We start from the raw sequence: 24,461 nt of genomic DNA on the forward strand, positions 1-24,461 counted from the left end.
GCCTCGAATCCCATTTGGCCGCAACGCACCTGGAGGAGTGGATTCCGGGCTCGATGCTTCGCTTCGCGGCGGAGTGACGCCGGCGTTTGCTGCGGCACCATGGCGCATCCGCGCACGTGGTGTTATCTACGTCCAATGGCATCTCTCTTGAGTACTTTCATCCTGCCGGCGGCCGCCGGCGCCGTGGCGTTGGTGCTGCTGCTCGGGCTCATCAACATGATGCGCGGCGGCTCGCCCAATACCTCGCAGAAGCTGATGCGCTGGCGCGTGCTGCTTCAGTTCCTGGCGATCATCATCGCGATGCTCGCGGTCTGGGCGATGGGGCGATAGGGCATGACGGAAAAGTGCGTAACGGTTTTCCGACAAGATCATGCCCTGAAACCAAGGAAACCAGCATGGTGGTGCTGAACCGTATCTACACCAAGACCGGTGACGACGGCACGACGGCGCTCGGAACCGGCGAGCGGCGTCCGAAATACGATCTGCGCATCGAAGCCTATGGCACCGTTGACGAGACCAATGCCGCGATCGGCGTGGTCAGGCTCCATACGCGGGACATGCCCGACCTCGATGCGATGCTCGGCCGCATCCAGAATGATCTGTTCGATCTCGGCGCCGATCTTGCCGTGCCCGAGCGGGAGGGCAAGGCTGAGCGGCTGCGGGTGGTGACGAGCCAGGTCGAGCGGCTCGAGCGCGATATCGACACGCTCAACGACAAGCTCGCTCCGCTGACCTCCTTCGTGCTTCCCGGCGGCACGCCGGCCGCAGCCTATCTGCATGTGGCGCGCACGATATGCCGCAGGGCGGAACGCGTGATTGTGGAACTGGCGGCCCGGCCCGGCGAGCAGGTCAGCGCGGCTGGCATCCAATATATGAATCGCCTGTCCGACTTCCTGTTTGTGGCCAGCCGGACGGCTAACGGCAATGGCGCCGGCGACGTGCTTTGGGTTCCCGGCCAGAACCGCTGACCCATCGCGCTCCCGCATTTCAGAAGGCCAAAATTAGACCCGTTCGCGCGTTGACCGGGGCAGATCAGGCCTTTAGGTTCCGCGCCAGTTGATAACCCCCCTCCCAGATTGAGTGAAAGAGGATCGATGAAGGTCTTAGTGCCGGTAAAGCGGGTGGTCGATTACAACGTCAAGGTCCGCGTCAAGGGCGATGGATCGGGCGTTGAACTCGCCAACGTCAAGATGTCCATGAACCCGTTCGACGAAATCGCAGTCGAGGAAGCGCTGCGCCTGAAGGAAGGCGGCAAGGCCACCGAGGTCGTGGTGGTCTCCATCGGACCTGCGCAGGCATCGGAGACGATCCGCACTGGCCTCGCCATGGGCGCCGACCGCGGCATCCTGGTGAAGGCCGAAGGCGCCGTCGAGCCGCTCGCCGTGGCCAAGATCCTGAAGAAGGTTGCCGACGAAGAGCAGCCGGGCCTGATCATCCTCGGCAAGCAGGCGATCGACGACGACTCGAACCAGACCGGCCAGATGCTGGCCGCGCTGCTCGGCTGGTCGCAGGCGACCTTCGCTTCGAAGCTCGAGGTCGAAGGGTCCGACTTCAAGGTCACCCGCGAAGTCGATGGCGGCCTCCAGACCGTCAAGCTGAAGGGACCGGCGATCGTCACCACCGATCTCCGCCTCAACGAGCCGCGCTACGCCTCGCTGCCCAACATCATGAAGGCCAAGAAGAAGCCGATCGCGGAGAAGACCGTGGCCGATTACGGCGTCGACGTCGCCGCGCGTCTCGAGGTTCTCAAGACGACGGAGCCGGCGGGCCGCAAGGCAGGCGTCAAGGTCAAGGACGTCGCCGAGCTGGTGTCGAAACTCAAGAACGAAGCCGGGGTGCTCTGATGACGACGCTTCTGATTGCCGAACACGACAATGCGTCGCTCAAGGATGCGACCAACAAGGCCCTGACCGCAGCTAGCGCGCTCGGCGCGGATGTCGAGGTGCTGGTCGCCGGCCAGAACGCCAAGGCCGCGGCGGATGCCGCCGCCAAGCTCGCCGGCGTCAAGAAGGTGCTGCTCGCCGATGGCGACCTCTACGCGCACGATCTCGCCGAGCCGCTGGCTGCGCTGATCGTCTCGCTGGCTTCCGGCTATGACGCGATCGTCGCGCCGGCGACCTCGCGCTTCAAGAACGTGATGCCCCGCGTCGCCGCTCTGCTCGACGTGATGCAGGTCTCCGAGATCATCAAGGTGGTCGCGCCCGATACCTTCGAGCGCCCGATCTATGCCGGTAACGCCATCCAGACGGTGAAGTCGAAGGATGCCAAGAAGGTCATCACGGTGCGGACCTCGACCTTCGCCGCGGCAGGCGAGGGCGGCAGCGCTGCGGTCGAGAACGTGGCGGCGGCCGCCGATCCGGGCTTGTCGTCGTTCATCGGCGAGGAGGTTGCCAAGAGCGATCGTCCCGAGCTGACCTCGGCCAAGATCATCGTCTCCGGTGGCCGGGCCATGCAGAGCCGCGAGAACTTCGCGAAATACATCGAGCCGCTCGCCGACAAGCTGGGCGCTGGTGTCGGTGCCTCGCGCGCGGCGGTCGATGCGGGCTATGCGCCGAACGACTGGCAGGTCGGGCAGACCGGCAAGGTCGTGGCGCCCGAGCTCTATGTCGCGGTCGGCATTTCCGGCGCCATCCAGCATCTGGCCGGCATGAAGGACTCCAAGGTGATCGTTGCGATCAACAAGGACGAGGACGCGCCGATCTTCCAGGTTGCCGATTACGGCCTGGTCGCCGATCTCTACCAGGCGGTTCCGGAGCTGACGGCCGAACTCGGCAAGCTCGGCAAGTAAAAGGCATCGAAAACACCGGCCGGAGGTATAAACTCCGGCCGGTGTTGCATTTCTGAGGCGTTTTCTTTGGCGTGGGCGCGCCTTCGAAGCGATCCAATCTAGGTTTCGAGCCAAGGTTCTGATTAAATCGGACCTCCCGGCTCAAGGGGATAGGCAGGGTGCGCTCGTCGCGCGCCGTTCCGGTGGATGACATGATGGCGGCAGTGATCAAGAAGGTCGGCGTGATCGGCGCGGGTCAGATGGGCAACGGCATCGCGCATGTCGCGGCGCTGGCCGGCTTCGACGTGGTGCTCAACGACGTCTCGCCCGACCGTCTCAAGTCGGGCATGGCCACCATCAACGGCAATCTGGCGCGCCAGGTCTCCAAGAAGGCCGTCACCGAGGACGACAAGGCCAAGGCGATGGCGCGCATCACGCTCGCCGAAAAACTGGACGACCTTGCCGATTGCGACCTCGTCATCGAGACCGCGGTCGAGAAGGAAGAGGTCAAGCGGAAGATCTTCCACGAGCTCTGCGCGGTGTTGAAGCCGGAGGCGATCGTCGCCTCCGATACGTCCTCGATCTCGATCACGCGGCTTGCCGCCGCCACCGACCGGCCGGAGCGCTTCATCGGCATTCACTTCATGAATCCGGTGCCGCTGATGGAGCTGGTCGAGCTGATCCGCGGCATCGCCACCGACGACTCCACCTTCGAGACCGCCAAGGAATTCGTCGGCAAGCTCGGCAAGCAGGTCGCGGTCTCCGAGGATTTCCCGGCCTTCATCGTCAACCGCATCCTGCTGCCGATGATCAACGAGGCGATCTACACGCTGTATGAAGGCGTCGGCAATGTCGAGGCGATCGACGCCGCGATGAAGCTCGGGGCCCACCATCCCATGGGCCCGCTCGAACTCGCCGATTTCATCGGCCTCGATACCTGCCTCTCCATCATGCAGGTGCTGCACGAGGGGCTGGCGGACTCCAAGTACCGCCCGTGCCCGCTGCTGGTGAAGTACGTCGAGGCCGGCTGGCTCGGCCGCAAGACCCAGCGCGGCTTCTACGACTACCGCGGCGCCAAGCCGGTTCCGACGCGCTGATCCGCTTTGTGTCAATTCATGACGCGTTAACCTCTCGCGCCTAGGTTACGGCCGGTAAGAGGGTTCGCGTAATGGACATGATGGCGATGGTCAGCACCATGCTGGCCGCTCAGCAAGGCGCGCTGCAATCGAACATCGCAGCGACGCTGACGAAGCAGAACATGGACATGGAAAAGTCGACCGTCCTGACGCTGATGGGCGCGGGCCAACCCTCGCTGGCCAATGTCGGCCCCGGCGTCGGCGGCAATCTCAACGTCACCGCCTGAATTCCTAAAGCGATGCGGCGGCCTTGCCGGTCGCGGCGCGGAGCAGCTTGAGCGCGTCCTCGCTCGCCCATTCCGCCGGCCCCGCAATCGTCGCGATCTCGCAGCCCTGCGGGTCGACCAGCACCGAGGTCGGCATGCCCAGCGCCCGGCCTATGGCCTTAAGGTCCTGGAACACCTTGGCTTTCGGATCGCTGAAATAGCCGAGCCGGGTCAGGTTGGCCTCTTTCAGGAAGCTCTTGGGCTTGTCCGGGTCGCGGGTGTCGATATTGATCGCCACCACCTCGAAATTCGGGCCCGCCAGCTTGCCCTGGAGCTCGTCCAGCGCCGGCATCTCTTTCCGGCAGGGCACGCACCACGTCGCCCAGAGATTTACCAGCAGCGTCTTGCCGCGGAAGTCGGACAGCTTTTTCGGCTTGCCGTCGGCGTCCTCGAAGGCGAGGTCGGGCAGCTTCAACGGGGCGCTCGCCATGGTCAGCGCCGCCACCTCGCCATGGGCGAGCGGGGCGATCCTCGAGGCCGTAGCCACCGCCGTCCGGCACACCGGATCGCCTGACGGCGCCCGGCTCAGGCCGAGCCCATACAGCGCGGCGAAGCCGGCCAGTCCTCCGATCGCCACGGTGGCGATGACGAGGGGGATGCGGCGCGTGGCGGAGGGCTTCTTGTCGAGCATATCGTTTGTCATCCGGTCGCAGATATGGCTATCAGGGGCCTCTTAATACGGCTGGCCGAGGCCAGCAAACGTGGCTAGCGACAGGCAAGGCGTGAGCAAGGGATCATGAGCAACAAGATGTGGGGCGGCCGGTTCTCGGAACGTCCCGACGAGATCATGGAAGAGATCAACGTCTCCATCGACGTCGATCGTCACCTCTTCGCCCAGGACATTGCCGCGTCCAAGGCTCACGCTGCCATGCTGGCCACGCAGGGCATCATTACGGCCTCTGATGCGAAAAATATCGGCAAGGGTCTAGACACGATTTTGTCAGAGATCGGCAAGGGCGGCTTCGCATTCAAGCGCGCGCTCGAGGACATCCATATGAATGTCGAGAGCCGCCTGTCGGAGCTGATCGGCCCCGCCGCCGGCCGCCTGCATACCGCGCGTTCGCGCAACGACCAGGTCGCGACAGATTTCCGCCTGTTCGTCCGCGACGTCATCGACGAGACCGATGCCGCGCTCGCCGCGTTCCAGCAGGCGCTGGTCGAGCGTGCCCTGGAGCATGCCGGCACCGTGATGCCCGGCTTCACGCATCTGCAGACCGCGCAGCCCGTCACCTTCGGCCACCATTTGCTCGCCTATGTCGAGATGGCCGCGCGCGACCGCGGCCGTTTCCAGGATGCGCGCAAGCGGCTGAACGAATCCCCGCTCGGCGCGGCCGCGCTCGCCGGGACCTCGTTCCCGATCGACCGCCACGCCACCGCCAAGGCGCTCCTGTTCGACCGCCCGATGGCGAACTCGCTCGACGCGGTCTCCGATCGCGACTTCGTGCTGGAGACGCTGTCGGCGGCCTCGATCTGCGCCGTGCACATGTCGCGTTTTGCCGAGGAGATCGTGATCTGGACCTCGCCGCTGGTCGGACTGATCCGCCTCAGCGACAAGTTCACCACCGGCTCCTCGATCATGCCGCAGAAGCGCAACCCGGACGCCGCCGAACTCGTGCGCGCCAAGACCGGGCGCGTCATCGGCGCGCTCAACGGTCTCCTGATCGTCATGAAGGGCCTGCCGCTCGCTTATCAAAAGGACATGCAGGAGGACAAGCAGGGTGCCATGGAAGGCTTTGCCGCGCTGTCGCTGGCGATCCGCGCCATGACCGGCATGGTCCGCGACCTCGTGCCGGATGAAGCCAGGATGAAAGCGGCGGCGGGCGAGGGGTACGCCACCGCGACCGACCTCGCCGACTGGCTGGTGCGGACGCTGAAAATGCCGTTCCGCGAGGCCCATCACGTCACCGGCCGCATCGTCGCCAAGGCCGCCGAGGGCGGCGTGGCGCTGCACGAACTGCCGCTGAAGGAGATGCAGGCGATCGAGCCCAAGATCACCAAGGACGTGTTCGGCGTGCTCTCGGTCGAATCGTCGGTGAAGAGCCGCACCAGCTTCGGCGGCACCGCGCCGAAGAACGTCGCGTCGCAGGCCAAGGCCTGGGCGAAGCGGCTGGAAAAAGAGCGAAAATCGGGCTGAGGGCAAAATTTCGCTTATGTTTCATGGTCATCCGGCTCTCGCCAGAGCGCGCCAATCTCTGTATGGTGCGCGCCGCGTAGTGGGGATTTCGTTGTGACGTCAAAGTTTCGCCCGGCCGGCTCGGGGTGGGCCATCATTGTCTTGAGCCTGACGGCGCTCGCGCTTGCCGGCTGCGGCCGAAAGGGCCCGCTCGACTTGCCGCCGACCGCCTCCACGGCCGGCGGCGCCGCACCTGTTGATACCGAGACCGAAGTCCAGAGGACGCCGAGCGTGTTCAACCCGACCTACGGTGTGGATGCTGCGCCCGCGGCGGCCAAGGGCAGGAAGAAACCGTTTATTCTCGACCCGCTCCTGGACGAACCTCCCGGCAGGAAATAAGCCGGGACAAGCGAGCCTGCGCCATGAACCATTTCGACTATCGCAACGGCGTGCTGCACGCCGAGGCGGTGAACCTGTCCGAGCTGGCCGCCACCGTCGGCACGCCGTTCTATTGCTATTCGACCGCGACGCTGGAGCGGCACTACCGCGTCTTCGCCGATGCCTTCGCCGGCGAGAAGGCGCTGGTCTGCTACGCCATGAAGGCGAACTCCAACCAGTCGGTGCTGCGCACGCTGGCCAAGCTGGGCGCCGGCGCCGACGTCGTCTCCGGCGGTGAATTGAAGCGCGCGCTGGCCGCCGGTTTCCCGGCCAGCAAGATCGTGTTTTCCGGCGTCGGCAAGACGGAAGAGGAGCTGCGCGCCGCGCTTGCCGCCGACATCCTCTGCCTCAACGTGGAATCCGAGCCCGAGCTCGAATTGTTGTCACACCTTGCGACCGCGATGGGCAAGACCGCGCGGATCTCGCTCCGTGTCAATCCGGATGTCGATGCCGGCACGCATGCCAAGATTTCGACCGGCAAGTCCGAGAACAAGTTCGGCATCCCGATCGCGCATGCGCGCGAGGTCTATGCACGCGCCGCCAGGCTGCCCGGCATCGAAGTGACCGGCACCGACGTGCATATCGGCAGCCAGATCACCGACCTCTCCAACATGGAGACCGCGTTCCGCATCCTCGCCGAATTCGTGCAGACGCTGCGCGCCGACGGCCACGACATCAGCCACGTCGATTTCGGCGGCGGTCTCGGCATCCCATATTACATGGACCGAGAGGCGCCGCCGGAGCCCGCCGCCTATGCCGCCATGGTCAAGCGCGTGAGCCATAATCTCGGCTGCACGCTGATGTTCGAGCCCGGCCGCATGATCGTGGGCAATGCCGGCATCCTGGTTGCCAAGGTCATCTATGTGAAGCACGGCGACGGCAAGAACTTCGTGATCATCGACGCCGCGATGAACGATCTGATCCGCCCGACGCTGTATGAGGCCTATCACGACATCCTGCCGGTGACGCAGGCGGCCAAGGGCGCGGCGACGATCATGGCCGACGTCGTCGGCCCGGTCTGCGAGACCGGCGACTATCTCGCGCTCGACCGTACGCTGCCGGCGCCGAAGGCGGGCGATCTCCTCGCCATCATGACCGCGGGCGCCTATGGCGCCGTCCAGGCCGGCACCTACAACACCCGGCCGCTGGTGCCCGAGGTGCTGGTGAAGGGCGATCAATACGCCGTGGTGCGCCCGCGCATCGAAGTCGAGCAGCTCATCGCGATGGACAAGCCCGCGCCGTGGCTGTGAGGCGCTACTTCCCCGCCAATCCGCCCTTTGCGCCGCCGACCACAACTCCCGCCTTCCTCTCGATCGGCTTGATCGCGGCGGTGAAATCGGACTCGGCGCCTTCCGAACTGATCACGGTTTCCCATAGCCGCCCGACCGCATCGGCAACCTCCATCGACAGGCCGAGCTGCTTCATCTCCTCCAGCGCCAGCCGCACGTCCTTGACCATCAGCCCCGTGGCAAAGCCGAAGTCGAACGTGCGCGGCAGCACCGCGCGCGGAAACTTGTCGCGGCTCGCAGTGTTCATGCCGGAGCCGGCATTGATGACGTCGATCATCACGGCGGGATCGAGCCCCGCCTTCACGCCCATCACCACCGCTTCCGAGGTCGCCACGATCGCTGTAGCCGACAGGAAATTGTTGGCGAGCTTCATGGTCTGCGCCGCGCCGGGCTTCTCGCCGATGAAGAACACTTTTCCGATGACGTCGAGCGCGGGCTTCAGCAGCTCGAACTCGGCCTTCGGTCCTGACACCATCACCGCCAGCGTGCCCTTCTCGGCGCCGCCGACGCCGCCGGAGACGGGGCAGTCGACCTGCACGATGTTGCGCTTGGCGAGCAGGCCGTGAATCTTCGCTGCCATCGTCGAGCCGACGGTGGAGAGATCGACGAAGCGTCTTGCGCGGCTGCCCTCGATCACGCCGTTCGCTCCCGTTGCGACGTCGAGTGAAGCCTGCAGCGAAGGCAAACTCGCCATCACGGTCTCGACCTGATCGGCGACGTCCTTTGGCGACGCCGCCGCGGTCGCGCCAAGCGCCACGAGCCTGCCTGCGACGTCCTTGCGCGTGTCGAACACGACGAGCTTGTGTCCCGCCTCGATCAGCCGCCGCGCCATCGGGAAGCCCATGTTTCCGAGCCCGATGAATCCGATGTCCATGGTGTTTCCTTTTTTGCTTCTTTGTCGTTGTGGAAGATGCGGGTTCCATCGCCGAAATCGTCCCGCACAAGCGCGCCTCAAGCGCGCGTCGGCCCGGGACGGCAGCGCGGAATTGGCTACGCCTTCCCGTCGATCTCCGCGAACACCTCGCGCGCGATCCGGAAGCTGTCGACCGCGGCGGGCATGCCGCCATAGATCGCGACCTGCATCAGGATCTCGCGGATCTCCTCGCGCGTCACGCCATTGGTCAGCGCACCCTTGAGATGCGCGCGAAACTCGTGCTGGCGGTTGAGGATCGCGATCATGGCGATGTTGAGCATGCTGCGGGTCTTGCGCGGCAGCTCCTCGCGGCCCCACACCGTGCCCCAGCAATATTCGTTGAGCATCTCCTGGAACGGGCGGTTGAAATCGTCGACGTTCTTCAGGGCGTTGTTGACATAGGCTTCGCCCAGCACCGCTTTGCGGACCTCCAGGCCCTTGTCGTGCATCTTCTTGTCCATGGCGTTTCCTTCGTTTCCCTCAGGGATGGCGCGCGGAAATTACGGGGTTGCACCGGGCCAGTCACGTCCTCGTGTTATGCGGGAAAAGGGGGTTCTCCCGTACAGGAACGGATGCCTCAGTGCTGCCGTTGTGATAGGCTCTTCTCTACCGGGTAACCTGGAGAGCTGATTGAACGGCGTCACCCCCGACCCGTCAGACCCGATCCGCAGCAGCGATGCGCTGTCGCGGCTGAAGCTGGCGCAGGCCCTTGATCGGGCCACTTATGCCATCGCATGGGAGCGTGCCTGGCCCAATGTGGCGCGCCTTCTGACCGTCGCCGGCCTGTTCCTGGTGGTGTCCTGGGCCGGTCTTTGGCTGGCACTGCCGTTCATCGCCAGGGCTATCGGTCTCGCCCTCTTTGCCGTGGTCGCGGTCGCCGCCCTGTTCCCGTTGCTTGGCTTCCGCTGGCCGAGCCGTGCGGAAGCGCTCGCCCGGCTCGACCGTGGCTCCGGCATCCGTCACCGCCCGGCCACCACGCTCACGGACACGCTGACCTCGCAAGACCCGGTCGCGCAGGCGCTGTGGCAGGCGCAGCGCGAGCGTACGCTGGCTTCGCTCAAGCGCATCCGCGCCGGTCTGCCGCACCCGCGGCTCGCGCTTCACGACCCCTGGGCGCTGCGCGCGCTGGTCATGGTGATGCTGGTTGCGACCTTCTTCGCCGCCGGCGACGAGCGTGCGATGCGGCTTGGCGCCGCCTTCGACTGGAACGGGGTGCTGGCGCCCAGCAATGTTCGCGTCGATGCCTGGGTCACGCCGCCACTGTACACCGGCAGGCCTCCGGTCATTCTGTCGGCCGCCAACAAGGAAGCGGCGGCCCTGCCCGCCAGCGGTCCGCTCGCCGTTCCAGCCGGTTCGACCCTGATCGTGCGCTCCTCAGGCGGCAGCCTGGATGTCGCCGTCTCCGGCGGCCTCAAGGAGGTTGCCCCCACCGAAGCCAGCCCGAAGGGGACCAACGAAAGGCATTTTGCCATCTCCGGCGACGGCACGGCGCATGTCCGCGCGCCTTCCGGCCAGCCGCAATGGGCGTTTGCGGCAACGCCGGACCGTGCGCCGACGATTTCACTTGCCAAGGACCCGGAGCGCCAGGCGCGCGGCGCGCTCCAGCTCTCCTACAAGATCGAGGACGATTACGGCGTCACCGGCGCCGAGGCGAAATTTGCTCTGCGTTCGATCGATGCCCGGGATGGCGCCAAGGACGATGCCAAGGACGACGCTAAGGGCGGGGCGAAGGCTGCTCCCGGCGATAAGGCTGCTGCCGGCGCTGGCGACACCAGGACGGCTCCGCGTCCGCTGTTCCAGCCGCCGCACTTCCCGCTCGCGCTGCCGAATGCGCGGACCCGCAACGGCGTCGGACAGTCGGTGAAGGATCTCAGCGAGGATCCCTATGCCGGCGCCGAGGTCATGCTGACCCTCACGGCGAAGGACGAGGCCGGTAACGAGGCCGCAAGCGAACCGTTCAACATGCGTCTGCCCGAACGGCTCTTCACCAAGCCGCTGGCCCGTGCACTGATCGAGCAGCGCCGCATTCTCGCGCTCGACGCCAACAAGAATTCGGACGTGTATGCCGCGCTCGACGCGCTGATGATCGCGCCCGAGATGTTCACGCCGGAGCCCGGACAATATCTCGGCCTGCACAGCGTTGCGCGACAGCTCGAGGCCGCACGCACCGATGATGCCCTGCGCGAGGTCGTGGCGAGCCTGTGGGCGCTTGCGGTGACGATCGAGGACGGCAAGATCTCCGACGTCGAGAAGGCGCTGCGCGCGGCTCAGGACGCGCTGAAGCAGGCGCTGGAGCGCGGCGCGAGCGACGAAGAGATCAAGAAGCTGACGCAGGACCTGCGTCAGGCGCTGAACGACTTCATGCGCCAGCTCGCCGAGCAGTTCCGCAACAACAATGACCCGCAGCAGCTGGCGCGGCCGCTCGACCCGAACACCAAGGTCCTGCGCCAGCAGGACCTGCAGAACATGATCGACCGGATGGAGCGCCTGTCGCGCTCCGGCGACAAGGATGCCGCCAAGCAGTTGCTCGAGCAGCTCCAGCAGATGCTGGAAGGCCTCCAGATGGCGCAGCCGGGGCAGTCCGGCGAGAGCGACATGGAGCAGGCGCTCAACGAGCTCGGCGACATGATCCGCAAGCAGCAGCAATTGCGCGACAAGACCTTCAAGCAGGGCCAGGATTCCCGGCGCGAACGCTCGCGCGGCAAGCAGCAGCAGCAGGGCGATGATCAGTCCATGTCGGAGCTGCAGCAGGACCAGCAGGGACTGCGCGACCGCCTGAAGAAGCTGCAGGACGAGCTTGCCAAGCGCGGCCTCACGCAGAAAGGCGAAAAGGGGCAGAAAGGCCAACAGGGACAGAAGGGTCAGCAGGGCGACCAGGGCCAGCCCGGCCAGAACGGCGATCAGGACGGCGACCAGGGCGATGACGACGGCAGCCTGGACGCTGCAGACGGCGCCATGGGCGATGCGGGATCAAAGCTCGGCGAGGGCAATGCCGACGGCGCCGTGGACTCGCAAGGCAAGGCGCTCGATGCGATGCGCAAGGGTGCGCAGAAGATGGCCGAGGCGATGCAGCAGGGCGATGGCGACGGCCAGGGCGACGGCCCCGGCCAGCGCGCCGGCCGTCAGCAGAGCGGCGGCAACCAGACCGACCCGTTGGGCCGTCCGCTGCATGGGCGCGAATATGGCGACGATTATACGGTCAAGATTCCCGGCGAGATCGACACCCAGCGTGTCCGCCGCATTCTCGAGGAGCTCCGCCGTCGTCTCGGCGATCCCTCGCGCCCGCAGATCGAGCTCGACTATATCGAGCGGCTGCTGAAGGAGTTTTGAGGCGACGAAGCGATATCCGGGGGCGCCGGTCCCGCATGTCGCTGCGCTCATGCGGGCTACGAAGTCGACGACGCTAACCTTTCTTCGCCGCCAGCGCATCCGCCACGGCCGTGCGGATGTCGGCGACCGAGAACGGCTTGGTCACGACATCATGCACCAGCGCATTCAGGTTCGAGGCGCGCTCGCGCTGGTCGGCAAAGCCGGTCATGAGCAAAATGGTCAGATCAGGGAAGTCGCGGGCGGCGGAGAGGGCCAGCGCGATGCCGTCCATGACCGGCATCTGGATGTCGGTGAGCAACAGATCGAAAGCGCCGTCCTCGCGGATCAGGATCTCCAGCGCCTCGGCGCCGTCCTGGGCGGTGACGGTCTCGTGGCCGTCCATGGCGATGGCGCGCGCCACAAGCTGGCGCATCGAATCCTCGTCGTCGGCGATCAGGATTTTCGGCATGGGACCAACCTTGGGATCAACCTTCCGTGCGGGACCTCGAGCATGATCCGGAAAAGTGCGTAGCGGTCTTCCGGAAAGATCATGTTCCAATAATAGCCTGATCGGTTATGCGCTGCCGCCCGCAATGTCGCGCCGGTTGAAGAAGCGAACGTCGATATTGCGGCCCTCCGGCGGCGGCGAGGCCAGGCGCGAGCGGAAGAAGGCGCGCTCGCCGGGCCGCAGCACGGTCTGTTCCAACACCGTATTCCAGGCGTAGATCTCGGCTCCTTGGGCGTCGCGCACGGCAAAGCGCAGCCGCGGGATGTCGTGCGGCTTCTTGCCCTCCCCGACGATCACGCCCTCGATCACCAGCACCTGCTTACCGTCTACGGTCTCGCTGGAGAGTTTGACGTCCTTGAAGGCCAGGCCCCGCAGATTCACCTCGAGCCCGACCATCTTGTAGAATGCCGCCGTCTGGGGCAGCAGCCGCACGACGTCGCCGCGCCAGACCACAAGGGCCAGCACCAGCGCGCCCATCGCGGTGCAGGCGGTCGGCAGGCCAAAATAGGATCTCCGCGGAGCCGTGGTGGGGGCCGGGCGGCTCACCCGCGCGCCGCGGCGGCGGAACAGGCCGCGGAACCAGGACTGGTGCTGCGCGCCGGTGGTGTCCTCTTCGGCCTGACGGGCTGCCGCTGACCACTCGTCCTCGGTCTCGCGGACCTCTTCATCCGGCCAGTCGCTGGCGATCGACGGGCTGTCGACGACAGGCGCGTTCGCGGCGCCGTCGTCCTTGGCATAGGAGTTCCATTGCTCGGCGAGGTCGGACTGGTCGTCGGCTCGGCTGGCAGCGGCCATGGCCGGAACGGAGGCCTCCTCGATGGCATCCTCGGCGTGGGCGATCCAGGTCTCCTTGCAACGGGAGCAGCGGACCGCCCGTCCGTTGGCCCCAAGGCTCGCGAGCTTGATGGCGTAGGATGTCATACAATGGGGGCAGACGATATGCATGGACGAGCCTTGATGCATGAACGAGGTCTTGGACGAATCTTGACGACCAGCCGGTCGCGGCGAACCGGGCGGCAGGGATGCTGCCAACTATGCTACTGGCCGACCGTTAACGAACCGGAAACCATAACGGCGGCAAAACCCGTTGATCGCGCGTGGCGGAGCGCAGCAGTGCGACCCGCGCCCCCTCTCGAACGGAGCTGAGCTTGGTTCGGTTCGAAAATGTCGGATTGCGTTACGGTCTGGGGCCGGAGATCCTGCGCGATCTCAGCTTCCAGATCCCGGCGCATTCCTTCCAGTTTCTCACCGGACCGTCCGGCGCCGGCAAGACGTCCCTGCTGCGCCTGCTGTTTCTGTCGCATCGGCCGACGCGGGGCCTCGTCACTCTGTTCGGCCACGACATCTCGCAGCTCGGCAAGGACGAGATCGCGGACCTGCGCAAGCGCATCGGTATCGTGCTCCAGGATTTCCGCCTGCTCGACCACATGACGACCTATGAGAATGTCGCGCTGCCGTTCCGCGTCATGGGCCGCAGCGAGTCGAGCTACCGCAAGGAGGTGATCGATCTCCTGCGCTGGGTCGGCCTCGGCGACCGCATGGACGCGTTGCCGCCGATCCTGTCGGGCGGCGAGAAGCAGCGCGCGGCGATCGCGCGCGCCGTGATCTCGCGGCCGCAGCTGCTGCTCGCGGACGAGCCGACCGGCAGCGTCGACCCGACGCTCGGCCGCCGCCTGCTGCGGCTCTTCATCGAGCTCAACAAGTCAGGCACCGCCGTCATCATCGCCACTCACGACATCGGCCTGATGGACCAGTACGAAGCACGGCGGCTGGTGCTGCACCAGGGACGGCTGCACGTCTATGAGTAGGACCGACGAGCGCGGCGTGCTGGTCGATCTCGGGCAGGAGCGTCCGCAGCTTCCGGCCAGGGCACGCAACATGTCGCCGATCGTGCCGCGCGCCTCGATCCACGGCAGAGCGCTGGTCGCCGTCGTCGCCATCATGAGCTTCCTCGCCTCGATGGCCACGGGCACGGTGCTGCTGGTGAGTGCCTCCGCCGCCGAATGGCAGTCGGACGTCGCGAGCGAAATCACCATCCAGGTTCGTCCGCAGGCCGGCCGTGATCTCGATCGCGACACCGCGGCCGTGACGGAGGCGATGCGCACGCAAGCCGGCATCGTCGAGGTCAGGCCGTTCACCAGGGAGGAGAGCGGCAAGCTGCTCGAGCCCTGGCTCGGCACCGGCCTGTCGATGGACGATCTGCCGGTGCCGCGCATGATCATCGCGCGCGTGCAGCCGGGCAGGCCGCTCGATCTCGGCGCCCTGCGCGCGCGCGTGACGCAGGTCGCGCCGGGCGCCAGCGTCGACGATCACCGCGCCTGGATCGAGCGCATGCGCTCGATGACCAACGCCATCGTGCTGGCCGGCCTCGGCATTCTCGCGCTCGTCATCATCGCCACCATCATCTCGGTTTCGTTCGCGACCCGCGGCGCCATGGCGGCGAACCGTCCAATCGTCGAGGTCCTGCATTTCGTCGGCGCCGGCGACCGCTACATCGCCAATCACTTCCTGCGCCATTTCCTCAGGCTGGGCCTGGAGGGCGGCGTGATCGGCGGCGGCGCCGCCATGCTGATGTTCGGCTTCTCAGAGTCCATCGCAGGCTGGTTTTCCGGTACCCCCGTCGGCGACCAGTTTGCCGCGCTGCTCGGCACCTTCTCGCTGCGGCCATCCGGCTACATCGTGCTCGCGATCCAGGCCGTGCTGATCGGCGGCATCACCGCGGTGGCCTCACGCCAGACGCTGTTTGCGACATTGAATGATGTCGATTGAGCTCTTTTCTTCCCTTCTCCCATTACAAGCGGGAGAGGATGACCGGGCAGCCATTCGCAGGACTCCACTTCGCCTCAAAACGTCTTAAAATCGCTTCAGGGAAGGGATCACTGATATCGCATGAGCTCGCCGACCGACGATCGATCGCCGAAACTGCCGCGCGGCTGGCTCCGCGCGACAATTGTGTCGACGATCGCGCTTGCCTTCGTTGCCGCGGCCGCAGGCTTCGTTGCGTTCCTGTCGCATTTGCGCGGTGCCGAGACGGTGCCCGACCGCAAGGCCGACGGCATCGTGGTGCTGACCGGCGGCTCCTCGCGGGTATCGGACGCGATGGAGCTGCTCGCTGCGGGCTACGGCAGGCGGCTCCTGATCTCCGGCGTGCATCCGACCTCGAGGGCGAGCGACATCTCCCGGACCTTGCCGGAGAACCAGTCCTTCATGACTTGTTGCGTCGACCTCGACCGCACCGCGCTCTCGACCCGCGGCAACGCAGCGGAAGCGCGGCGCTGGGCCGAGGGGCGCCGGTTCAAATCGCTGATCGTGGTCACCTCCAACTATCACATGCCGCGCGCGCTGGTGGAATTCTCGCATGCGATGCCACAGATGACGCTGATCCCGTTCGCGGTGGTCGGCGACAAATGGCGCGAGGAGCCGTGGTGGACCTCGGGATCGACGCTGCGGCTGCTCCTGTCGGAATATGTCAAGTACGTCGCGGCCGAGCTCAGGGTGCGGCTGGAGCATTTCGGGATTGACCTCTGGCCCGAGATATCGGAGCAGCCTGCAGGTCAGCAGCCGAAGCGGCCCGCTACCGCACAGGCCAATTGATCGGACTATCGATGTTCCTGATTTTTCTGCGCTCGCTCGTGTTCAACGTGTTGTTCTACGCCGTGCTGGTGTGCCTTGCGATCGTGGCGCTGCCGACCTTCGCATTGCCGCCGCGCGCCATGCTGACGGTGGCGGAATGGTGGGCCAAGGCAACGCTGTTCCTGATGCGCGTGGTCTGCAACATCAAGGTGGAATTCCGCGGTGTCGAGAACATCCCGAAAGGCCCGCTGCTGATCGTGGCAAAGCATCAGTCGTTCTGGGAGACCTTCGTGCTGCCGGGCTTCTTCAACCGGCCGATCTTCATCCTCAAGCGCCAGCTCATGCAGATCCCGGTGTTCGGTCAGTTCCTGGTCAAGACCGGGATGATCGCGATCGACCGCAATGCCGGCGTGAAGGCGCTGCTGGAGATGACGCGGCGGGCGCGCGAGGCGGTGCGCAGCGGCCGCCAGCTCGTGATCTTTCCGGAAGGCACGCGCCGCGCGCCGGGCGCGCCGCCCGACTACAAGACCGGCTTTGCGCAGATCTATTCGTCGTGCGGCGTGCCGTGCCTGCCGGTCGCGCTCAACTCCGGCCTGTTCTGGCCCCGCCGCACCTTCATGCGCTATCCCGGCACGCTGGTTGTGGAATTTCTCGAACCGTTGCCGCCGGGCCTGCCGAAGGACGAGTTTCTCTCCCGCGTGCAAGCCGCGATCGAGGACGCGACCGGCCGCCTCGTCGAAGCCGGCCGCAGGGAGCAGGAGCAATTGATCGGCTCGGCGCCGAGCTACGCGCCAACGGGCGGCTAAAGCATGATTCGGAAAGGTGCGCAGCGGTTTTCCGAAGAGATCATGCTTGAACAACAACCTGAAGCGGGATGACGATTCATCCCAATCGCATCGCGCTTTAGCGAATTTCGCGATCTTCGTTCGCAGCCGGAGCGCGCAGCGAATGCGCATCACCATGCAGCATCAATGCAAGCTGATGCAGCTGCGCGTCGCGAAAGCCTTCGGCCTCGATCGCCTTCACCGTCGCGGTCACGTAATCGCGATTGGCGCCGGACTGGCCATGGCCCTGGACGACATGACGGTGCTGCTCGGCGAGCGACAGCCGGCCGGCATATTGCGCATGGCCGCGGTCGACGACGTAAGCAAGCGCGGAGACGCGCTGGCGCGCATCGTTCTCCAGCCACACCGAGCGCATCACCTCGCGATAGACCGACGTGACCTGCTCCCGTGCGCGCAAATACGCGACGACGTCGGCACGGTTCTTCTCGGCGACGCGGAAGGCGATGCCGCGGCAGGCGCCGCCGCGGTCGAGCCCGAGCACCAGGCCCGGCTTTTCCGGCGTGCCGCGATGCACGAAGGAGTAGACGCAGAGCGCGCGATGCTCGCCCACCAGCCGGGCCGGGACGCGTTCCTCGAAGTCGAAGCCCGGCCGCCACATCAGCGAGCCGTAACCGAACACCCAGAGGTCGTCCTTGGCGGTGGTAACGGAGGGGAGGGTGATTTCCGACATTTCGGGCACGGCTACCAGAACCATGCCCCGAAGCGAAGCGAATTCTCCGCCTTTCGTCGCAGGCCGTCCCCGCTTACATTTGCCAAAATCCGGGATCAAAGGTCGCCGCATGTCCAATATGACCGTTGCCGCAGGCCGTCGCTCCCGTTGGGGCCTTTTCATCGCACCCGTTCTCGTCCTGATCCTCGCGGTCGCGTGGAGCTGTTTCTGGTTCTACGCGGCGTCGCAGGCCGAAATCGCCGCAGACGCCTGGCGGGCGCAGGAGGCCAAGTCCGGCCGCATCTATGATTGCGCCAAGCGCTCGATCGCGGGCTTCCCGTTCCGCTTCGAGGTCCAGTGCTCCGGCGCCAGCGTCGCCCTGGTGTCGCAGAACGCGAGCAAGACGCCGTTCACGGCGAAGCTCGACAACATCCTGGTCGTCGCCCAGGTCTATGATCCCAAGCGCGTCATCGCCGAATTCTCCGCGCCAGCGACGCTGATCGACGGCATCACGCAAAACACCTTCGTGGTGAACTGGAGCAAGGGCCGCGCCAGCGTGGCCGGTCTGCCTGCCGTGCCGGATCGCGCCTCCATCGTGTTCGACGACCCCGCCCTCAACCGTGTCGATGGCAGCTTGCAGGTGCCGCTCGCGCGCGCCAAGCAGGTCGAGCTGCACGGCCGCCTCGCGGATGGATCACCGTCCGATCACCCCGTGATCGAGACCGTGGTCCATGTCGCGCAGGGCAGCATCCAGGGTGTTCATCCCCTGCTCGCCGAGCCGTTCGAGGCGGACACCCGCGCCAAGATCACCGGCCTCTCCGACCTCACGCCGAAGCCGTGGCCGCAGCGCTTCCGCGAGATCCAGGCTGCCGGCGGCCATATCGAGATCGTGCAGTCTCGGATCCAGCAGGGCGAGATGATCGCGATCGCGGCCGGCACGCTCGGCCTTTCGGCCAGCGGCCGGCTCGACGGCGAATTGCAGATGACGGTGACCGGCCTCGAGCGCGTGATCCCGGCGCTCGGCATCGAGAAGATGCTGGAGGAGGGCGTGCCACAGGCAACGCTCGACCGCGTCGCCCCCGGCGTGAAGTCGCAGGACCTCAACAATCTGTTCGGCGCGCTCGACCGCGCCGTGCCCGGGCTCGGCAAGGTCATCAAGCAGAACGCCAATGCCGGCGTCGCCGCCGGCATCAACTCGATCGGCACCGAGAGCACGCTCGAAGGCAGGAAGGCGCGAAGCTTCCCGCTGAAATTCGTCGACGGCGCCGTGCTGCTCGGCCCGGTCAAGGTCGGCCAGATCCCGCCGCTGTATTGAACAAGATACGCCCGCCAAACACTCCGTCGTCATACCCGGGCTTGTCCCGGGCATCCACGTCTTTCGTCAATCGCGGATGCGCGTGGATGGCCGGGACAAGCCCGGCCATGACGGAGAGAGCTACGGCTTCTTCAGCGCCGCGTGCGGCCGGCCGAAATCGGGCGCGGCCGAATCCTGGCCGATCTCGACGATGCCGCGGCGGATGGCGCGGGTGCGGGTGAAGTGATCGAACAGCGCCTCGCCGTCGCCGCGCCGGATCGCGCGGGTGAGCTTGGCGAGATCCTCGGTGAAGGTGCCGAGCATCTCCAGCACGGCTTCCTTGTTGGCGAGGAAGACGTCGCGCCACATCGTCGGGTCGGACGCGGCGATACGGGTGAAATCGCGAAAACCGCCGGCGGAGAATTTGATCACCTCGGATTCCGTCACCTGCGCCAGCTCGTCGGCGGTGCCGACGATGGTGTAGGCGATCAGATGCGGCAGGTGGCTGGTGATCGCGAGCACGAGATCGTGATGATCCGGCGTCATGATCTCGACCTTGGCGCCCATCGCCGCCCAGAACGCGCGCAGATGGTCCGTGGCCGCCGTCTCGGTGCCTTCCGGCGGCGTCAGGATGCACCAGCGGTTGATGAAGAGCTCGGCAAATCCCGAATCCGGGCCCGAATGCTCGGTGCCTGCGACCGGATGCGCCGGCACGAAATGAATGCCTTTCGGCAGATGCGGGGCCATGTCCCTGACCACCGCGCCCTTGACCGAGCCGACGTCGGAGACAACAGCGCCCGGCTTCAGATGCGCGGCGATCTCCTGCGCCACGGCACCGCAGGCGCCGACGGGAATGCAGAGGATGACGAGATCGGCATCCTTCACGGCCTCCGCATTGGTCGCCACGACCTGATCGACGATGCCGAGCTCGGCGACCCGCGCGCGTGTCTTCTCCGAGCGCGCGGTGGTGACGATCTCGCCGGCCAGGCCCTGGAGCTTCGCAGCGCGCGCGATCGAGCCGCCGATCAGGCCGAAGCCGATCAGCGCGACGCGCTGGAAGTGCGGATCAGCATTCATTTGCCGCCCATGAAGTCGTGCAAGGCCTCGATCACGAGACGGTTGGCCTCCTCGGTGCCGATGGTCATGCGCAGCGCATGCGGAAGGCCGTAATTCTTCAGCGCGCGCAGCACGAGGCCCCGCTTGGTCAGGAAGGCGTCGGCGTCGTCAGCGGTCTTGCCCTTGTCGGTCGGGAAGTGGATCAGCACGAAATTGGCGACGCTCGGCGTCACCTTCAGTCCGAGCTTGCCGATCTCCTCGGTGAGCCGGTTGCGCCAGGTCTCGGTGAACTGCTTCGACATCGCTTGGTGCGCGGTGTCCTCGATCGCGGCGACCGCGGCATACATCGCCGGCGTCGACACGTTGAAGGGGCCGCGGATGCGATTGACGGCATCGATGATGTGCTCGGGGCCGAACATCCAGCCGATGCGCAGCGCAGCCAGGCCGTGGATCTTGGAGAAGGTGTGCGTCACCACCGTGTTCTCGGTGGTGGCGACGAGCTCGATTCCCATCTCGTAATCGTTGCGCGAGACGTAGTCGGAATAGGCGGCGTCGAGCACCAGCAGCACGTGCGAGGGCAGGCCGGCGCGCAGCCGCTTGACCTCGTCGAACGGCAGATAGGTGCCGGTCGGATTGTTGGGGTTGGCGAGCCAGACCAGTTTTGTCCGTGGCGTCACGGCCTTCAGGATGGCGTCGACGTCAGCGGTGAGGTTGGTCTCCTGCGCGACGACGTTCTTGGCGCCGACCGCCATGGTCGCGATCGGGTAGACCAGGAAGCCGTGCGTGGTGGAGATCGCCTCGTCGCCGTGGCTGAGATAGGTGTGGGCGAGCAGGTTGAGGATCTCGTCCGAACCGGCGCCGCAGATGATGCGGTTGGGATCGAGCCCGAAAGAACGGCCGATCGCCTCGCGCAGCACGCGCGAGGTGCCTTCCGGATAGTCCTCCAGATGATCCGCCACGCGCTTGAACGCCTCGATCGCCTTGGGCGAGGGGCCGAACGGCGTCTCGTTGGCCGAGAGCTTGAACACCTTGCGGCCCGGCTCCGGCACCGGGCTCTTGCCGGGGGTGTAGGGCGCAATATCGAGAATGCCGGGATTCGGCACGGGGCGGGACATCTTCAACTCCGAAATGGCGAGGCGCGCGATTTACGATGTCGCCCCGGTCGGGGGCACCGTATAGCGCGTTGCGTGGCTGCCGACGAGAGCCGTGGAGCGTACCGAGGCCCCCGCCTCGATCAGGGCAGCCCTGATCTTGTCGATGCTGGTCGCGCTGGTGACCGAGACCAGCAGCGCCGCCCCATCGAAGGCGGTATCGGGCACCGCCACGATCTCGGCGAGCGGCGACAGGGCGCGCGCGACCTCGGCGTTCCAACCGGAGACGCGCACGCTGAAGGTCTCGACCTCCGTCACCAGGGCGCTGTCGGGAACGCGCGAGACCGCGAACACCGGCATCGCCGCCGGATGATCGGCACGTTCGACGAAGGGCATTCGCGCGATGATCTTCGGCGCGCCAGCTTCCTCCAGCAAGAGCCACCACGGCGTGCGGCTGGAGGTCGCCGAGACCAGCGCCAGATCGCCCTTGGATTTCGCCGCCGCTTCGACCGCGGCCTGCGCGCTGAAATGCGCGACGTAAGGCACCGTAAAGCCGAAATGGAAGCGCGCGGAATCGCGCATTGCAGGCTCGCTCACCGAGATGTCGGCATGCACGGAGAACGGCGCCTGCACATAGGTGAAGGTCGAGATGATGACGCGCCAGATGCTCTCGACCGTGTCGAGCGGCAGGATGCCGCAATGGCGCCGCACGAGGTCGCGCATCATGGCGGCCTCGCGCGCCGGGCGGAATGCCGAGCCGACCTCCTGGGTCTGCTTCACCTGGATCAGGCGGTCGATGATGTCGCCGCGCTGCATCAACAGGCGATGCATGGCCTCGTCGATCGCGTCGATCTCCTTGCGCAGTTCCTGCAGCGATGGCGGCGCGGGCGGACGTTGGGACATGTCTGGCTGTCGATCGTTCGGAATGGGGAGTGTCCTGATTAGGCAGTCGGGGCGGCGAAAGCAAAGAGAAATGACGGCCTTTTTGGTCGATCAGATGGAGACGAATTCGATCGATCCGGACCGCGACTTGACGAAAACCGCCCAAGACGGTAGCTTTTGCTTGTTCCGTGGTCATTTGAGCCGGCCGGCTTGCAGCCACGTTAAAAAACTCGCTAAACAGGCCGGGGACGCTTCCGATCCCGGCCGAACCTATCGTTCAGGCCGGGTTTTTCATGGCCTGATTTCAGCGGCGGTCTGACGGCAGTCGCAAACGAGGTCGATGATGGTTGGCGTCAAGTCCGTACCCAGTCCTGCGATCAGCGCCGACGAACGGTCGCACGAGGTGGATCACCCGAGCTCGCAGGTCGCGCATTTCGGCGCCGAGCAGCCGCTGCGGCTCGATTGCGGCGTCGATCTCACCCCGTTCCAGATCGCCTACCAGACCTATGGCGAACTCAACGCCGATCGCTCCAACGCCGTTCTGATCTGCCATGCGCTGACCGGCGACCAGCACGTCGCCAATGTGCATCCCGTCACCGGCAAGCCTGGCTGGTGGGAGACGCTGGTCGGCCCCGGCCGGCCCATCGATCCCAAGCACTACTTCATCATCTGCTCCAACGTGATCGGCGGCTGCATGGGCTCGACCGGGCCGGCGTCGATCAATCCCGCCACCGGCAAGGTCTGGGGCCTGGATTTCCCCGTCATCACCATCCCCGACATGGTGCGCGCGCAGGCGATGCTGATCGACCGGCTCGGCATCGACACGCTGTTTGCCGTCGTCGGCGGCTCGATGGGCGGCATGCAGGTGCTGCAATGGACCTCGGCCTATCCTGCCCGCGTGTTCTCCGCGCTGGCGATTGCCTGCGCGACGCGGCACTCGGCGCAGAACATCGCCTTCCACGAACTCGGGCGCCAGGCCGTGATGGCCGACCCCGATTGGCATGGCGGCGGCTATGCCGATCACGGCATCCATCCGCATCGCGGGCTCGCGGTGGCGCGGATGGCGGCGCACATCACCTATCTCTCGGACGCGGCGCTGCATCGCAAGTTCGGCCGGCGCATGCAGGACCGCGAGCTGCCGACCTTCTCGTTCGACGCGGATTTCCAGGTCGAAAGCTATCTGCGTTACCAGGGCTCGTCCTTCGTCGAGCGCTTCGACGCCAACTCCTATCTCTATCTGACGCGCGCGATGGACTATTTCGACATCGCGGCCGACCATGGCGGCGTGCTGGCGAAGGCGTTTGCGGGAATCCAGACCCGCTTCTGCGTGGTCTCCTTCACCAGCGACTGGCTGTTCCCGACCTCGGAATCGCGCGCGCTGGTGCACGCGCTGAACGCGTCGAGCGCGCGGGTGTCGTTCGCGGAGATTGAAACCGATCGCGGCCACGACGCCTTCCTGCTCGACGTGCCCGAATTCTTCGACATCTCCCGCGCCTTCCTGCAATCGGCAGGCAAGGCCCGCGGGCTCACCGGCAAGGACCGCTAGCAATGTCTGTCCAGGAAGTGCTGCCGCTGGGGGGGCTTTCGTCCGCGCAGTCCGGTCAGTTTCGCGCCGATCATCTGCTGGTCGCCGAGATGGTCAAGCCGGGCTCGAAGGTGCTCGACGTCGGCTGCGGCGAGGGCGACCTGCTTCAGCTGCTTGAGACCCGCGGCATCGACGGGCGCGGCATCGAGCTGTCGCGCGAGGGCGTCAACCGCTGCGTTGCCAAGGGGCTCGCGGTGGTGCAGGGCGACGCCGACACCGACCTCGTCAACTATCCCGACGACGCCTTCGACTACGTGATCCTGTCGCAGACGCTGCAGGCGACGCGGCAGCCGCGTGTGGTGCTGGAGAACCTGCTGCGCATCGGCCGCCGGGCCATCGTCTCGTTCCCGAATTTCGGCTTCTGGAAGATGCGGCTGCAGCTCCTGATCGGTGGCCACATGCCGCGCACGGAGAACCTGCCGGCGACCTGGTACGACACCGCCAACATCCATTTCTGCACCATCAAGGATTTCGTCGAGCTCTGCGACGAGATCAACGTCAAGATGGAGCGCTCCATCGCGCTCGATCTCTACGGCCGCCCGGTGCCGCTGAACCTGCCCTGGTGGGTGTGGAACATGTTCGGCGAACAGGCGGTGTTCTTGCTGAGCAGGGGCGGCGGGAAGTAGCTTTCCCTACGCGCTCCTCGATGATGAAGAGCTGCAGTCCATCCTTCGTCATTGCGAGCGCAGCGAAGCAATCCAGAGTCGTTCCGCGGTGGGATTCTGGATTGCTTCGCTGCGCTCGCAA

26 protein-coding genes and 1 riboswitch are annotated in these 24,461 nt (G+C 65.8%); of the genes, 17 read left to right on the forward strand and 9 right to left on the reverse strand.

The window, feature by feature from the left end:
* The first annotated feature begins 135 nt into the window (after positions 1 to 135).
* The 6 genes from FJV43_RS21395 (at position 136) to FJV43_RS21420 (ending at position 4,130) form a co-directional block, all read left to right on the forward strand.
* Positions 136 to 330 (forward strand): twin transmembrane helix small protein, encoded by a 195-nt coding sequence (locus FJV43_RS21395; RefSeq protein WP_239620658.1) that lies wholly within the window; start codon positions 136 to 138, stop codon positions 328 to 330.
* Between the two features lie 65 nt (positions 331 to 395).
* Positions 396 to 968 (forward strand): cob(I)yrinic acid a,c-diamide adenosyltransferase, encoded by a 573-nt coding sequence (locus tag FJV43_RS21400; protein WP_239620660.1) that lies wholly within the window; start codon positions 396 to 398, stop codon positions 966 to 968.
* A gap of 126 nt (positions 969 to 1,094) precedes the next feature.
* Positions 1,095 to 1,844 carry an electron transfer flavoprotein subunit beta/FixA family protein gene (locus FJV43_RS21405; RefSeq protein WP_028178514.1) on the forward strand — a complete coding sequence of 250 codons (750 nt, stop codon included), beginning with the start codon at positions 1,095 to 1,097 and terminating at the stop codon, positions 1,842 to 1,844.
* Complete coding sequence (locus tag FJV43_RS21410) at positions 1,844 to 2,788, forward strand: FAD-binding protein (RefSeq protein WP_239620661.1); 945 nt, start codon at positions 1,844 to 1,846, stop codon at positions 2,786 to 2,788. The genes FJV43_RS21405 and FJV43_RS21410 overlap by 1 nt, the downstream gene beginning before the upstream one ends.
* A gap of 194 nt (positions 2,789 to 2,982) precedes the next feature.
* Positions 2,983 to 3,864, forward strand: coding sequence for a 3-hydroxybutyryl-CoA dehydrogenase (locus FJV43_RS21415; RefSeq protein WP_239629537.1), 882 nt, complete (start codon positions 2,983 to 2,985; stop codon positions 3,862 to 3,864).
* A 71-nt stretch (positions 3,865 to 3,935) separates the two neighbouring features.
* On the forward strand, positions 3,936 to 4,130 hold the full coding sequence (locus tag FJV43_RS21420) for a hypothetical protein (protein ID WP_028182113.1): 195 nt from the start codon (positions 3,936 to 3,938) through the stop codon (positions 4,128 to 4,130).
* Positions 4,131 to 4,134: 4 nt separating this feature from the next.
* Here the strand turns inward: FJV43_RS21420 and FJV43_RS21425 are convergent, their stop codons facing one another.
* On the reverse strand, positions 4,135 to 4,800 hold the full coding sequence (locus FJV43_RS21425; protein ID WP_239629539.1) for a TlpA disulfide reductase family protein: 666 nt from the start codon (positions 4,798 to 4,800) through the stop codon (positions 4,135 to 4,137).
* 105 nt (positions 4,801 to 4,905) lie between these two features.
* Between FJV43_RS21425 and argH the strand changes: the two genes are divergently transcribed.
* The 3 genes from argH (at position 4,906) to lysA (ending at position 7,970) form a co-directional block, all read left to right on the forward strand.
* Positions 4,906 to 6,303: an argininosuccinate lyase gene (gene argH / locus FJV43_RS21430; RefSeq protein WP_239620663.1), complete on the forward strand. Its 1,398-nt coding sequence runs from the start codon at positions 4,906 to 4,908 to the stop codon at positions 6,301 to 6,303.
* Between the two features lie 93 nt (positions 6,304 to 6,396).
* The gene (locus tag FJV43_RS21435) at positions 6,397 to 6,681 is read left to right on the forward strand and encodes a lipoprotein (RefSeq protein WP_197965983.1); all 285 of its coding nucleotides are present in this window, start codon (positions 6,397 to 6,399) and stop codon (positions 6,679 to 6,681) included.
* A 23-nt stretch (positions 6,682 to 6,704) separates the two neighbouring features.
* Entirely contained in the window at positions 6,705 to 7,970 is a 1,266-nt protein-coding gene (gene lysA / locus FJV43_RS21440) for a diaminopimelate decarboxylase (RefSeq protein ID WP_239620669.1), read from the forward strand.
* 4 nt (positions 7,971 to 7,974) lie between these two features.
* Here the strand turns inward: lysA and FJV43_RS21445 are convergent, their stop codons facing one another.
* Together FJV43_RS21445 and FJV43_RS21450 are read right to left on the reverse strand one after the other, a co-directional pair.
* Entirely contained in the window at positions 7,975 to 8,883 is a 909-nt protein-coding gene (locus tag FJV43_RS21445; RefSeq protein ID WP_239620670.1) for an NAD(P)-dependent oxidoreductase, read from the reverse strand.
* Positions 8,884 to 8,999: 116 nt separating this feature from the next.
* Positions 9,000 to 9,383 carry a carboxymuconolactone decarboxylase family protein gene (locus tag FJV43_RS21450; protein WP_028134137.1) on the reverse strand — a complete coding sequence of 128 codons (384 nt, stop codon included), beginning with the start codon at positions 9,381 to 9,383 and terminating at the stop codon, positions 9,000 to 9,002.
* Positions 9,384 to 9,552: 169 nt separating this feature from the next.
* Between FJV43_RS21450 and FJV43_RS21455 the strand changes: the two genes are divergently transcribed.
* A complete protein-coding gene (locus tag FJV43_RS21455; RefSeq protein ID WP_239620672.1) occupies positions 9,553 to 12,252 on the forward strand; it encodes a TIGR02302 family protein in 2,700 nt (899 codons plus the stop codon).
* Between the two features lie 73 nt (positions 12,253 to 12,325).
* Here the strand turns inward: FJV43_RS21455 and FJV43_RS21460 are convergent, their stop codons facing one another.
* On the reverse strand, positions 12,326 to 12,700 hold the full coding sequence (locus FJV43_RS21460; protein WP_028178895.1) for a response regulator: 375 nt from the start codon (positions 12,698 to 12,700) through the stop codon (positions 12,326 to 12,328).
* A gap of 105 nt (positions 12,701 to 12,805) precedes the next feature.
* Positions 12,806 to 13,684 carry an MJ0042-type zinc finger domain-containing protein gene (locus FJV43_RS21465; RefSeq protein WP_239620674.1) on the reverse strand — a complete coding sequence of 293 codons (879 nt, stop codon included), beginning with the start codon at positions 13,682 to 13,684 and terminating at the stop codon, positions 12,806 to 12,808.
* A gap of 203 nt (positions 13,685 to 13,887) precedes the next feature.
* Between FJV43_RS21465 and ftsE the strand changes: the two genes are divergently transcribed.
* From ftsE to FJV43_RS21485, 4 genes are all read left to right on the forward strand, one after another.
* The gene (gene ftsE / locus FJV43_RS21470) at positions 13,888 to 14,547 is read left to right on the forward strand and encodes a cell division ATP-binding protein FtsE (protein WP_028178893.1); all 660 of its coding nucleotides are present in this window, start codon (positions 13,888 to 13,890) and stop codon (positions 14,545 to 14,547) included.
* The gene (locus FJV43_RS21475) at positions 14,540 to 15,508 is read left to right on the forward strand and encodes an ABC transporter permease (RefSeq protein WP_239620680.1); all 969 of its coding nucleotides are present in this window, start codon (positions 14,540 to 14,542) and stop codon (positions 15,506 to 15,508) included. Before ftsE ends, FJV43_RS21475 begins: the two co-directional genes overlap by 8 nt.
* A gap of 120 nt (positions 15,509 to 15,628) precedes the next feature.
* Positions 15,629 to 16,333, forward strand: coding sequence for a YdcF family protein (locus tag FJV43_RS21480; protein ID WP_239620682.1), 705 nt, complete (start codon positions 15,629 to 15,631; stop codon positions 16,331 to 16,333).
* 11 nt (positions 16,334 to 16,344) lie between these two features.
* Positions 16,345 to 17,118, forward strand: coding sequence for a lysophospholipid acyltransferase family protein (locus FJV43_RS21485; protein WP_239620684.1), 774 nt, complete (start codon positions 16,345 to 16,347; stop codon positions 17,116 to 17,118).
* Between the two features lie 97 nt (positions 17,119 to 17,215).
* On the opposite strand, the gene FJV43_RS21490 is transcribed toward FJV43_RS21485, so the two are convergent.
* Complete coding sequence (locus tag FJV43_RS21490) at positions 17,216 to 17,827, reverse strand: gamma-glutamylcyclotransferase (RefSeq protein ID WP_239620686.1); 612 nt, start codon at positions 17,825 to 17,827, stop codon at positions 17,216 to 17,218.
* 109 nt (positions 17,828 to 17,936) lie between these two features.
* Here FJV43_RS21490 and FJV43_RS21495 point away from each other — a divergent pair, with 109 nt between their 5' ends.
* Positions 17,937 to 19,121, forward strand: coding sequence for a DUF2125 domain-containing protein (locus tag FJV43_RS21495; RefSeq protein WP_239620687.1), 1,185 nt, complete (start codon positions 17,937 to 17,939; stop codon positions 19,119 to 19,121).
* 120 nt (positions 19,122 to 19,241) lie between these two features.
* Here FJV43_RS21495 and FJV43_RS21500 read toward each other — a convergent pair whose 3' ends face one another.
* Genes FJV43_RS21500 through FJV43_RS21510 form a run of 3 tightly spaced genes read right to left on the reverse strand, consistent with a single transcriptional unit; the run spans position 19,242 to position 22,150 of the window.
* On the reverse strand, positions 19,242 to 20,177 hold the full coding sequence (locus FJV43_RS21500; protein ID WP_239620689.1) for a prephenate/arogenate dehydrogenase family protein: 936 nt from the start codon (positions 20,175 to 20,177) through the stop codon (positions 19,242 to 19,244).
* On the reverse strand, positions 20,174 to 21,271 hold the full coding sequence (gene hisC / locus FJV43_RS21505; RefSeq protein WP_239620690.1) for a histidinol-phosphate transaminase: 1,098 nt from the start codon (positions 21,269 to 21,271) through the stop codon (positions 20,174 to 20,176). The genes FJV43_RS21500 and hisC overlap by 4 nt, the downstream gene beginning before the upstream one ends.
* Before the next feature lie 30 nt (positions 21,272 to 21,301).
* The gene (locus tag FJV43_RS21510) at positions 21,302 to 22,150 is read right to left on the reverse strand and encodes a chorismate mutase (protein WP_239620697.1); all 849 of its coding nucleotides are present in this window, start codon (positions 22,148 to 22,150) and stop codon (positions 21,302 to 21,304) included.
* 157 nt (positions 22,151 to 22,307) lie between these two features.
* Positions 22,308 to 22,387: riboswitch (SAM riboswitch) on the forward strand.
* Between the two features lie 85 nt (positions 22,388 to 22,472).
* Here FJV43_RS21510 and FJV43_RS21515 point away from each other — a divergent pair.
* Together FJV43_RS21515 and metW are read left to right on the forward strand one after the other, a co-directional pair.
* Positions 22,473 to 23,675, forward strand: a complete 1,203-nt coding sequence (locus FJV43_RS21515) for a homoserine O-acetyltransferase (protein ID WP_239629540.1) — start codon at positions 22,473 to 22,475, stop codon at positions 23,673 to 23,675.
* 2 nt (positions 23,676 to 23,677) lie between these two features.
* Positions 23,678 to 24,340 carry a methionine biosynthesis protein MetW gene (metW, locus tag FJV43_RS21520; RefSeq protein ID WP_239620699.1) on the forward strand — a complete coding sequence of 221 codons (663 nt, stop codon included), beginning with the start codon at positions 23,678 to 23,680 and terminating at the stop codon, positions 24,338 to 24,340.
* Positions 24,341 to 24,461 lie beyond the last annotated feature (121 nt).

This window comes from Bradyrhizobium sp. I71 (assembly GCF_022354745.1).
Classification (GTDB): Bacteria; Pseudomonadota; Alphaproteobacteria; order Rhizobiales; family Xanthobacteraceae; genus Bradyrhizobium; species Bradyrhizobium liaoningense.